This is a genomic window from Mesorhizobium sp. A556 (assembly GCF_054489545.1).
Map to the genome: position 1 here is coordinate 1 of NZ_JBTMXA010000035.1, position 9,976 is coordinate 9,976.

10 protein-coding genes and 2 pseudogenes are annotated in these 9,976 nt (G+C 60.0%); 2 read left to right on the forward strand and 10 right to left on the reverse strand.

Going from position 1 to position 9,976, the window contains the following annotated elements:
* Positions 1-191: 191 nt before the first annotated feature.
* From ACX3P0_RS24820 to ACX3P0_RS24830, 3 genes and pseudogenes are all read right to left on the reverse strand, one after another.
* A complete protein-coding gene (locus ACX3P0_RS24820; protein WP_459092835.1) occupies positions 192-407 on the reverse strand; it encodes a hypothetical protein in 216 nt (71 codons plus the stop codon).
* A 335-nt stretch (positions 408-742) separates the two neighbouring features.
* Positions 743-1,108, reverse strand: a pseudogene (locus tag ACX3P0_RS24825) (low affinity iron permease family protein); the annotation flags it as partial.
* Between the two features lie 65 nt (positions 1,109-1,173).
* Positions 1,174-1,701, reverse strand: a complete 528-nt coding sequence (locus ACX3P0_RS24830; protein WP_459092837.1) for a YciE/YciF ferroxidase family protein — start codon at positions 1,699-1,701, stop codon at positions 1,174-1,176.
* Between the two features lie 774 nt (positions 1,702-2,475).
* Here ACX3P0_RS24830 and ACX3P0_RS24835 point away from each other — a divergent pair.
* A pseudogene (locus ACX3P0_RS24835) lies at positions 2,476-2,703 on the forward strand (dihydrofolate reductase family protein); the annotation flags it as partial.
* A 22-nt stretch (positions 2,704-2,725) separates the two neighbouring features.
* Here ACX3P0_RS24835 and ACX3P0_RS24840 read toward each other — a convergent pair.
* The 5 genes from ACX3P0_RS24840 to ACX3P0_RS24860 all read right to left on the reverse strand — a co-directional run bounded on the left by ACX3P0_RS24840 (position 2,726) and on the right by ACX3P0_RS24860 (position 7,646).
* A complete protein-coding gene (locus ACX3P0_RS24840) occupies positions 2,726-3,487 on the reverse strand; it encodes an SDR family NAD(P)-dependent oxidoreductase (RefSeq protein WP_459092839.1) in 762 nt (253 codons plus the stop codon).
* Between the two features lie 13 nt (positions 3,488-3,500).
* Positions 3,501-4,313 (reverse strand): ABC transporter permease, encoded by an 813-nt coding sequence (locus ACX3P0_RS24845; protein WP_459092841.1) that lies wholly within the window; start codon positions 4,311-4,313, stop codon positions 3,501-3,503.
* On the reverse strand, positions 4,313-5,179 hold the full coding sequence (locus tag ACX3P0_RS24850) for an ABC transporter permease (protein ID WP_459092843.1): 867 nt from the start codon (positions 5,177-5,179) through the stop codon (positions 4,313-4,315). The genes ACX3P0_RS24845 and ACX3P0_RS24850 overlap by 1 nt, the downstream gene beginning before the upstream one ends.
* Before the next feature lie 127 nt (positions 5,180-5,306).
* Positions 5,307-6,470: a polyamine ABC transporter substrate-binding protein gene (locus tag ACX3P0_RS24855; protein WP_459092845.1), complete on the reverse strand. Its 1,164-nt coding sequence runs from the start codon at positions 6,468-6,470 to the stop codon at positions 5,307-5,309.
* Positions 6,471-6,497: 27 nt separating this feature from the next.
* The gene (locus ACX3P0_RS24860; RefSeq protein WP_459092847.1) at positions 6,498-7,646 is read right to left on the reverse strand and encodes an ABC transporter ATP-binding protein; all 1,149 of its coding nucleotides are present in this window, start codon (positions 7,644-7,646) and stop codon (positions 6,498-6,500) included.
* Between the two features lie 124 nt (positions 7,647-7,770).
* Between ACX3P0_RS24860 and ACX3P0_RS24865 the strand changes: the two genes are divergently transcribed.
* A complete protein-coding gene (locus tag ACX3P0_RS24865) occupies positions 7,771-8,574 on the forward strand; it encodes a response regulator transcription factor (protein ID WP_459092849.1) in 804 nt (267 codons plus the stop codon).
* Between the two features lie 655 nt (positions 8,575-9,229).
* Here ACX3P0_RS24865 and ACX3P0_RS24870 read toward each other — a convergent pair.
* Complete coding sequence (locus tag ACX3P0_RS24870; protein ID WP_459092851.1) at positions 9,230-9,700, reverse strand: BA14K family protein; 471 nt, start codon at positions 9,698-9,700, stop codon at positions 9,230-9,232.
* A gap of 36 nt (positions 9,701-9,736) precedes the next feature.
* A partial coding sequence (locus ACX3P0_RS24875; RefSeq protein ID WP_459092853.1) for a hypothetical protein occupies positions 9,737-9,976 on the reverse strand: 240 nt, incomplete at its 5' end.

Sequence of the window (9,976 nt, forward strand, 5' to 3'; positions counted from 1 at the left end):
TTTGTGCTGGGCCAACTTCGCCGGATCGCGTCTACTGCGATCACCACCACAGCATCGTGACTGCCGTCGACCCTCGTCGAGCCCGTTCGGGTCCTCACTTCGCGCAACGACGCGCCGCGTAGGTCACGTTTTGGTGGGTTACCGTTCATTAAGCCCGCGTGTCCTGATGGATGCGCGGGCTTTTTGTTCGTTCACGGTGGATCGTCAGTCGGATCGGGGTCTTCAGAATAAGCGATTCGCTGGTGGACTATCGCGCTTCCTATGGCCGCCAGCACTTCAGGCGTTTTCCAGCCTGCATTGTCCGCAAGGTCGACCAGTTCGCGGATCGCGGCGCCCATCGCTTCCTCGCAATCTAGGTTGCGGTCGGGATAGTTGCCTTCATGGCGGGGGCGCTTAATCTTGTCCATGCCGCACAATGCACGGCGGTGACGTTGGTTGCTTACAGCGGTGGTTGAGCGGCTCGACCAGCAAAGCAGCATCGTTCCGCTTCTTCGCGGCAGGCTAGATCCAGCGACGATCAAACATATCGGATTGGCTAAGCACGATACCGATCATCAGCCCGAAAATCCCACCGAGCACAAAGACCGAACCGACCGTGCCAGGGTTTTGCTGCACAGTTTCGTGAGCCTGCGCTCCGAGCTGGCGCGCGGCTCGCGAAGCGCCGCCAGTCGCACTGCCGAACCCGCCGCCGGCTTCGTCGGCCATCCCTGAAGCGATTCGAACGGGTCTGGCTATATGGTTCCGCCTGTTTCTTAGCGACGCGCTCTTTCGCTTGAGCACAGAGTTCGCGGAATTTCTCTACCTCGGCTTCGGTCAGGTGCTCGATTCCTATGAACGAGTTCTTGCCTTCACCGGACCGGATCAATTCATCCAATTTGGCTTGGATGGCGGCACCATCTCGGTTCTGGGTGTTCTGGATCAGGAACACCATCAGAAAGGTAACGATCGTTGTCCCCGTGTTGATCACCAACTGCCACGTTTCGGAGAAATGGAAGACAGGGCCTGAAACAGCCCAAAGCACGACTGAGGCGACACAGATCGCAAAAGCCCAAGGTCTACCGGTCGCATGCGCCACCGCTTCTGCCATGTGATTGAAGGTTTTTTCCATGGTCACTCCCACTAAAAGAAAACCCCGGCAGGTCGCCGAGGTTTTTAACGTTCGATGATTTGTGATTACGCGGCTTCTGCCATTGCCCGCTTGTTTACGCCGCCTTCTCCCAGCGCGCTGAGCGCCTCGTCAGTAGCGGACTCTTCTTCCAGCGTGGCTTGCAGGAGCGCTGCGGCATCTCTCATGCCCAGTTGCCCAGCCCATGCTATTAGCGTCCCATATCGGGCAATCTCGTAGTGCTCAACCGCCTGCGCAGCAGCGACAAGCCCGGCATCAATTGCCGGAGCACCTTTGTACTCCTCCAGAATTTCGGAGCCTTCTTCGAGAATGCCGTCGATTGCCGGGCAGGTCTTGCCACGGGCTGGCTTGCCTAGAAGGTCGAACACCTGCTCAAGGCGGTCGACCTGGCCTTCGGTCTCCATACGGTGCTTTTCAAAGGCAGCCATAACCTCTTCGGATTCGGCGCCCTTCACCATTTTCGGCAATGCCTTCAGTATCTTTTTCTCGGCATAATAGATGTCTTTCAGCCCGTCGAGGAACAGATCCTCCAGGCCTTTCGTGGAAGCCTTCGCGGTCTTATTCGTTGTCGCCATCGTCGTCTCCCTTCGGTTACAGAAAGCCTCGTTGGTGAGGCGATCAATAACCCGGCAGATGGCCGCAGGTTCCGCTTCTGGTCGAATTTGATATGTCGATTTGTGTTGATGGTGCGCTTATTCCATATCCGGCACATCGCCCGACACGAACAGCGTAGTCGGTGGTCCATACCCCTGATAGGGCCCGCTCTGGCAACGTCCGCTTTCGGGTGACACCAAATTCGTTGTGAATGACCGATATTGGGCGCGTTGCTGACAGGCGGCTTCGCGGCCGAGAACCGCCCGTCCACTTCGGGACGAAGGTACCGACAAGCAGCTACTTCGGTGACGACCCCCCAGATTCGGTAGACAACGTGATCTCGTCGGCCGAGGTTGTCCGCCCTATCTTTCCAGAATGTTCAACGACTACGAACAACACATTCGTTTGGGACGAATATCGCGAGCTTATGCGGCAACTGGAACTGACGATTCCGGCGCAACAAAGCAAACTGAGTTTGCCGATGGCAGACGACGTCAAGATCAGCGACACGGGCCCGTGATGCGAAGTACAGGTGACATGATCGAACTCGTGTCAATGCGTTTCGGTTTTCCCCCTGCAAATCCCAAAAGCGGTCCAATTTTCAGTTTCCGCTCGGAAGGGAGAAGGTTCCGTGAAAGCAAGCGCTGTCTCGTCCCCGCGAGTGCCTTTTTCGAATTCACGGGAAAGTAGTATCCGAAGGCCAAGCACAGATTCACGCTTAAAATGCTCCCTTCATGGCGATCGCAAACCTTTGGCGCGACGGCCAAGCCATGTTCGGCGACGGCGCTGGCTCGGAGGGCGTAGACGAGACCTCTGCCAACCGCTCGATGGACGGCTTCGGTGCCTTAATCCTTGGGCGGTACATGTTCGGTCCTGTACGCGGGGAATGGCTGGACGACAGTTGGGAGGGCTGATGAGAAGACAATCCGCCCTATCACGCTCCTACGCTCGTCCTTACGCACCATGCCCGCGAGCCGTCAGTCGGATTTCGAAGCGGGTCCCAGATCAAACCACGGTCTCGCCGCCATCGACCACCAGCACTTGGCCGGTCATGTAGGAGGAGCGGTCGGAGACGAGGAACAGGATCGGTTCGGCGATCTCCGAAACATCGGCCCAGCGCCCGAGCGGCACCTTGCCGGCGATATAGGCTTCGATCGCGCCGCGCCCGCCCATCTGGGCAATGAATGGTCCGTTGAAGGGCGTGTCGACCCAGCCGGGGCAGAGCGCATTGACCCGCACGCCATAGCGCGCGAAATCGCCGGCCATCTGCCGAGTCATGGCGATGACGGCGTGCTTGGTGGTCGTATAGGCGATCATTTCGCGGTCGTAGAGCACACCCGAACTGGAAGACGTGTTGAGGATGACGCCACGGCCTGCCTTGCGCATACCCGGCATGACGAAGCGCGCGGCCATGAAATGCGCCCGCACATTGAGGTCCCAGGAGCGGTCGAAGCCCGAGATTTCAACCCGTTCCAGATCGCCCGCGACCTGGGCGCCGGCATGGTTGTGCAGGATGTCGATACGGCCGTGGCGCGCGAGCACGGAAGCGATGCCGGCTTCCAGTGCGCCGTCGTCGGTGACGTCGAGCGCCACCGCCTCGGCGCTGCCGCCGGATGCGCTTATGCGGGCGACGGCTTGGCTGGCCCGCTCGGCATCCTTGTCGACCAGCACGACATGCGCGCCCTCGCGCGCCATGATGGCGGCACCGGCCTCGCCAATGCCCGAACCGGCCCCGGTGACAATGGCTACGCGGTCTTGAAGGATCATGGATGGATGCACGTCAGTCTGCCGCTTTCTTTTCGCGCATGAGAAAGCGCGCGACGAGGATCATCACCAGCGACGCCACCAGCACCATGGTGGCGACGGCGTTGATCTCCGGTGTGACGCCGCGCCGGATCGAGGCGAAGATATAGATCGGCAGGGTGGTGTTCGACCCGGCGACAAAGAAGGCGATGATGAAATCGTCGAAAGAAAAAGTGAAGGCGAGCAGGAAGCCGGCGAGGATGGAGGGCTGGATCTGCGGCAGCACGATCTGGCGAAACGTCGTCAGCGGGGTTGCGTAAAGATCGTTCGACGCCTCGACGATGTCGCGGCCAAGGCTGGCGATGCGCGCCTTCACGATCATCGTCACCAGCGCCATGGTAAAAAGGCCGTGGGCGGCGATGATGGAGCCGTAGCCGAGGCCGAGCTTCGGCGGCGTCTCGCTCGGCCAAAATGCCGCCAACGCCGGGTTGAGCACGGAAAACACCTGGACCAGCGCCACCAGAGTGGCAATGCCGATAACAACGCCGGGCACGACGATCGCGGCTGCGAACAGACCGTCGAAGACGGCGCGCGACCGTCCACCGAGGCGTTCCATGCCGATGGCCGCCATGGTGCCGAAGATGGCTGCGAGGGCTGCGCTGGTGAAGGCGACGATGAGGCTGGTCTGCAGCGCTTCCATCAGGAAGGTGTTGGACAGCGCCTTGCCGTACCATTGCGTCGAGAAGCCGACGAACTCGCTGGCGCTGCGGCCGGAGTTGAACGAGAACAGCACCACCAGCGCGATCGGCGCGTAGAGGAACAGGTAGACGGCCGATACCAACGCGCGCATCAGACCAGATCCACCTGTCTGGTGCCGGCGAAGCGCCAGGCGATGCGCATGGCGACCAGCAGCACGATCACCACCACGACCACCAGCGTGACGGCGATTGCCGAGCCGAAGGGCCAGTTGCGCGATTGCAGGAACAGATCGACCAGCGCGTTACCGATGAAAAACACCTTGCCGCCGCCGAGAAGCTGCGGGATGAGGTATTCGCCAAGCAGCAGGATCGTCACCAGCGCTACGCCGGTCATGACTCCCGGCAAGGAGAGCGGCAGGGTAATACTGAAAAAGGTGGATACCGGCTTTGCACCTAGATCGGCGGATGCTTCCAGCAACCTGCGGTCGAGCTTTTCGAGGCTGACATAGATCGGCAGGATCATCAGCGGCAGATAGCCGTAGACGATGCCCAGCAGCACCGCCCCCGGCGTGTTGAGCAGGCGCACGTTCTCGATGCCAAGCAGTTCCAGCACATGCGGGATGCCGCGCGCGCCAAGCAGATACATCCATGCATAGGTACGCACCAGCATGCTGGTCCAGAAGGGCACGACGACCAGCGAAACGAGCAGCAGGCGGTGTTTGGGGCTGACTTTGACCGCCAGATAGTAGGCGAGCGGGTAGGCAATCAGCAGGCAGGCGACCGCGCCGATGGGGGCGAGCGTCAGCGTATTGAGGAAGGCGCTGGCGCGGGCGCCGAGATTGGCGAACTGCTCGAAGGTGAAGCCGGGCTTGTAGCCGCCTTCAGGCGCGCGCTCACCCACCGAAAACACGAAAATGGTAATGAAAGGCAGGACGAGAAAGACGAAAAGCCAAAGTGCGGCAGGCCCGATCAGGGCCGCCGTCACCATTTTTCTCTTCGTTGCTGCGGCCAGAGCCATCAGGTTTTTACCGAATGCATTTGCGTTGAGACGTTTTGGCGACTGGGGCTCTAATGCCGCCCGCCGCATTGCGACCGTTCGACACCTTCGACAGTGCGCCGAAGGTGTCGACCAGAAACTGGCCGGCTTATGCCGACTTGAAGCGGGCCATGAGTTCGGCGCGGCCCGGATCGGTCAGCGTCACGGCGGCGCCGAATTCCAGCGGCGTCAGGGCTGCCTCGTCCGGATAGACGATCTTGTTCGACGTGATCTCCTTCGGCAGCAGCGCGATGACGCGGCTGTCGGTGGTGGGAGCGCCGTTGGCGATGTGCTCCTTCACCGCATTTTGCGGGTCCATCAGATAGTTGAGCAGCGCGTAGCCCGCCGGCTTGTTCGGAGCCGATTTCGGGATGGCGTAGAAATCGGTCCAGATCTCGCCGCCGTCCTTGCCGAGGATGTAGACGATCTCCGGCATGTCGCGGTTGAGCTGCGCGCCGTCATTGGTCCAGCACATGGTCAGCCAGGCGTCGGTGGCGCGCATCGAGGGCTGGTAGTCGCTGTTGATGGCGAACAGGTGTGGCTTGACCTTGATCAGCAGTTCCTCGGCCTTGGCCAGTTCGTCCGGCTTGATCGAGTTGAAGCTGTAGCCGAGCGACACCAGCGCGCTGCCGATGGTGGTGAGCTGGTAGTCGTGGACCATGGCGCGACCGTCGGCCTCGGTCTGGGCGACCTCGAAAAAGTCCTTCCAGCTTGCCATCGGCGTCTTCAGCTTGGAGGTATTTACGGCAAAGCCGGTCGTACCCCAGTTCTTAGGCAACGCATAAGACTTACCGTCGATCTGGCCCTGGCTAGTGAAGCGGGTGTTTTCCGTGGAGGGGCTGAAATTCGGAAGCTTCGACATGTCGAGTTCGTCGATCAGGCCAAGCTTGTGATAGGTGGAGATGGTGTAATTGGTCGGCACGAACAGCGACCAGCCGGTGGCGCCGGCCTGCAGCTTGGCCAGCATCTCCTCGTTGGAGCCGAAGACGTTGACCTCGACGGCAACGCCGGTCGCCGCCTTGAAGTTCTCGAAAGTCGCCGGGTCGTGATAGTTCGGCCACGTGGCGAGGGACATCTGCGTGCCGAGGTCTTCGGCGGCGTAGGCCGGCGTCGATAGCGCACCGGGGAAGCGCGCCAGCACGGCGGTCGCCAGCCCGAGGCCGGTGATGCCGAGGAAATGGCGGCGGCTTATCGAGCCGCGCTTCAGGCGCATGAATTCATCCATGAAGCCTTCAGCCGAGATGGGAAGGTTGTCCCTAAAATCCTTGGTCATGATCGTGTTCCCTTGCTTTGTTATTACTCAGTCAACTGAACGCCGGAAAACGTGGGTGGCTGCCGGATCGAAGACCAGCGCCACCTTCTCGCCCGGCTCGATGAGATCGCTTTCGGTCATGGTCTTGCGGTCCGCGGTCACCAGCAGGTCGCCAAGGCCCGCCACCGCGACCGAATATTCGGCGGTCGAACCCAGAAAGATGCGATGGGTGACGACGCCGTCGAGGCCGCCGGCACAGACTAACGTGCGCTCCAGCCGGATCGCCTCTGGCCGCAGCGCCACGATGATGGGGCCGGGCATCACGCCAGGTCTGGCCGAGATGGCGAACGCGCTGCCGTCGCCCAGCCGCACCGTCTTGCCATCTTGCTCCAGCGTGGCGTCGATGCGGTTGGTCTTGCCGACGAAATCGGCGACGAACAGTTCTGCCGGATGATCGTAGATTTCCTGCGGGCGTCCGATCTGGCGGATGGAGCCGGCGCTCATGACGCAGACGAAATCGCTCATCGAAAGCGCTTCTTCCTGGTCGTGGGTCACCAAAACGAAAGTGATGCCCAGTTCGCGTTGCAACGTCTGCAACTCGATCTGCATGGCCGAGCGCAGTTTTTTGTCCAGCGCCGCGAGCGGCTCGTCGAGAAGCAGCACCGAGGGGCGGTTGACGATAGCTCGGGCTAGCGCCACGCGCTGCTGCTGGCCGCCCGACATTTCATGGATGAGCCGCTGGCTGAAGCCACTCAGCCGCACCATTTCCAACGCCTCGCCTGCCCGGCGTGAAATTTCGGCGGCGGGGATTTTCGGCCGCATCTGCTTGAGGCCGTAGGCGACGTTCTGCTCAACGTTGAAATGGGGAAACAGCGCATATTGCTGGAACACCATATTGACGGGCCGACGATAGGCAGGAACGCCGTTCATCATGCGCCCGTCGATCAGCACATCACCGCTGGTCGGCTGCTCGAAGCCGCCGATCATACGCAGGCACGTCGTCTTGCCGCAGCCCGAGGGGCCAAGCAGCGCCATGAACGCGCCTTTGGGAACATCGAGATTGATGTCGGAAACTGCGGTTACCGCGCCGTAGCTCTTGGTCACCGACCGGAACTCGATGTCTTGCGTCGAAGCCGATGCCACGTCAGTTCTCCGTGATGAGCCTGAACCTGCGGTTCTTGTTTGCCCTGCCACCATTATGGGTAGAAATGTAAAAGGAAAGCCCGCGCAAGATATATACCCCAAGAGAGGTATTTTAAGCCATCGTTGTCCGTGGGAGGTGTATAGGCGGTTAAGGTCAAGGTACGGAGGAAAGCGTCTCGTGAGCATCGACGTGGAAGGCCTGTTTGCGGCGTTAGGCGACATGGTCGGCAAGCACGCGATGGCTGATGCCGAATTCGGCGGCACCTTCCGGCGCATGATGCAGGCGCTAGTGCGTTTTGACCATATCGTCGTCTTCGCCTACAACGGCGCGGAAAGGCCGATCGATCTCTACAGCGACTTCGACCGCAACGAGCATGTGGTGTTCGTCGCGCTGTACCAGGTCGGCCCCTATCTGCTCGACCCCTTCTATCATACGGCTCGCGAACGGCGGGAGGGTGTATTCCGGATGCGTGAACTGGCACCGGACCGCTTCTTCTCCAGCGAATATTACCGGACTTATTACGTGAAAACAGGACTGGCCGAGGAGATCGGTTTTTTCATTCCCACGGGCGACGGAACGACGGTCGTGCTGTCGCTGATGCGACGCGAGGAAAGCGGTCCGTTTCCCGCTGCGGATTTTGCCCTGCTGCGCAAGGCCGAGCCACTGGTGGCCATCATGGTTCGGCAGTATTGGGCGAAGCTGGCGGATCGGTTCGAAAATGTGGCTTCTGGTTCGCGGCGGGGCCGAAAGGCGACCGGGCTTTCGCAAGTCACCGATGCCGTATGGCAGGGCCTGAAACTGAGTCCGCGCGAAGCGACGATTGTGGAACTGGTGCTGCAGGGCCATTCGTCGGAATCGATCGGGCTGAAGCTTGGCATCGCCACCGGCACAGTTAAGGTCCATCGCCGCAACGTCTACCGCAAGCTCGGCATTTCTTCGCAAACGCAACTGCTGTCGATCTATCTGAAAAGTCTCAATTGATTAGGCGAGGTTTGAGGATCGAACGCCCGATGTCGAAGGTTGAGTTACTGGGTAGGTCGAATGGATTCTGGAACGACGAACCTGAATGCCGTGGTCGACAGTTTCATTCACTCACCGGATTTCATCCAATGGCCGAGGAGCTGGAGAACAAACTCTCTGAGCTGCAGGTCGAGCGGTGGTTCGATGACCTTACCGATCCCGAGGAGCAGGAAGCGGCCGGCTAGGCCGCCTCCCTATTCTGATCCGCGTCCTGCCGCTGGTGCTGACGGTCATCCGCACATCGGCGACGGCAGGATGGAAATCATTGTACGCGTACGGAGACACCGGAGTTCACGTGCAGGATCGAGACCAGGTCCTTTCCCAGGCATCCTGATTGATAGCGCCGGTGACCAGGTGGAACTGGATGGCTTGGCTACCCACCCCAAACGTGCCGCGGCATCAAATTCAAATTAACGGCAGCTTTCGGGAATTCATGACGTCGACCTGAACGACCGACATGGTGAAGGGTTTCGGGTGTCGGCAGACGTACGCAAGCCTCTCATGCAGGAAGCCTTAAGCCGCCGCTGACGTTGGCCGTACACTGGATGACGCGCTCTTGTTCCCATAGAAAAGGCGGCCCAAGGACCGCCTTTTCCAATTCCCGTTTGATCATCGCTTAGTAAGGCGAATAGCACTGCTTCCGAGGCCCGTTGTAGGGCTGGAACGTGTTGTCCGAAGCCCGATAGGACCGATACTGGCCGTAGCACCATTGGACGTGAGCATTGCCGCCGCGACGTTCGCGATAGACCGGTGCCGGCTGGTTAGCGATAGTTCCACCGATGATCGCCCCCAAGCCGAATGCAGCCAGCGGGTACCAAAGCCCATCATTGTGACGACGATAACCATGGCGCTTATGCCGCTCGCCGCGATGGCCTTTCCAGTGGCCCCTTCGGTTATGGTCCCTTTGATAACGGGAGCTATGGTTCCGGTTTTTCCTACGCCACTCGTCCCGGTACTGAACAGTCTGAACGTCGGAAAAGCTCTCTACTTTTGGCATCATTGGGGCCGCGACAGACGGGACAGCGGGCACCAGCCCAAAAGTAAGACTGAGAGACCCTGCGCAAAGCGCAGACACGAACTTCTTCATAGCAACCTCCAATCAGGTAAAAACGATCCTGACTGGTTAAACTGTCCTGGCTGAATAAGCCATGAACGGGTTGTTCATGCGTGGCACTGGCACTCCCCAACAGCAAGGGCCGGGTCTGTTTTCACGTTGACGATCTGAATACGTCGCGCCGCGTAGGGTCACTTTGTCCATTCGGCCAAGGGTCAGGAATGGAAATCGGTATTCGTCCTCAATACCATCGACGGCTGCATTCCCTCCGACCTTGGCGTCGGAACGACCGACGGCATCGAGGAGGAG

Bases quoted from the DNA above. Each gene is read 5' to 3' on its own strand.
- ACX3P0_RS24820 (WP_459092835.1), bottom strand. From the start codon at position 407: ATGGACAAGATTAAGCGCCCCCGCCATGAAGGCAACTATCCCGACCGC.
- ACX3P0_RS24830 (WP_459092837.1), bottom strand. From the start codon at position 1,701: ATGGCGACAACGAATAAGACCGCGAAGGCTTCCACGAAAGGCCTGGAG.
- ACX3P0_RS24840 (WP_459092839.1), bottom strand. From the start codon at position 3,487: ATGATCCTTCAAGACCGCGTAGCCATTGTCACCGGGGCCGGTTCGGGC.
- ACX3P0_RS24845 (WP_459092841.1), bottom strand. From the start codon at position 4,313: ATGCGCGCGTTGGTATCGGCCGTCTACCTGTTCCTCTACGCGCCGATC.
- ACX3P0_RS24850 (WP_459092843.1), bottom strand. From the start codon at position 5,179: ATGGCTCTGGCCGCAGCAACGAAGAGAAAAATGGTGACGGCGGCCCTG.
- ACX3P0_RS24855 (WP_459092845.1), bottom strand. From the start codon at position 6,470: ATGACCAAGGATTTTAGGGACAACCTTCCCATCTCGGCTGAAGGCTTC.
- ACX3P0_RS24860 (WP_459092847.1), bottom strand. From the start codon at position 7,646: ATGGTGGCAGGGCAAACAAGAACCGCAGGTTCAGGCTCATCACGGAGA.
- ACX3P0_RS24870 (WP_459092851.1), bottom strand. From the start codon at position 9,700: ATGAAGAAGTTCGTGTCTGCGCTTTGCGCAGGGTCTCTCAGTCTTACT.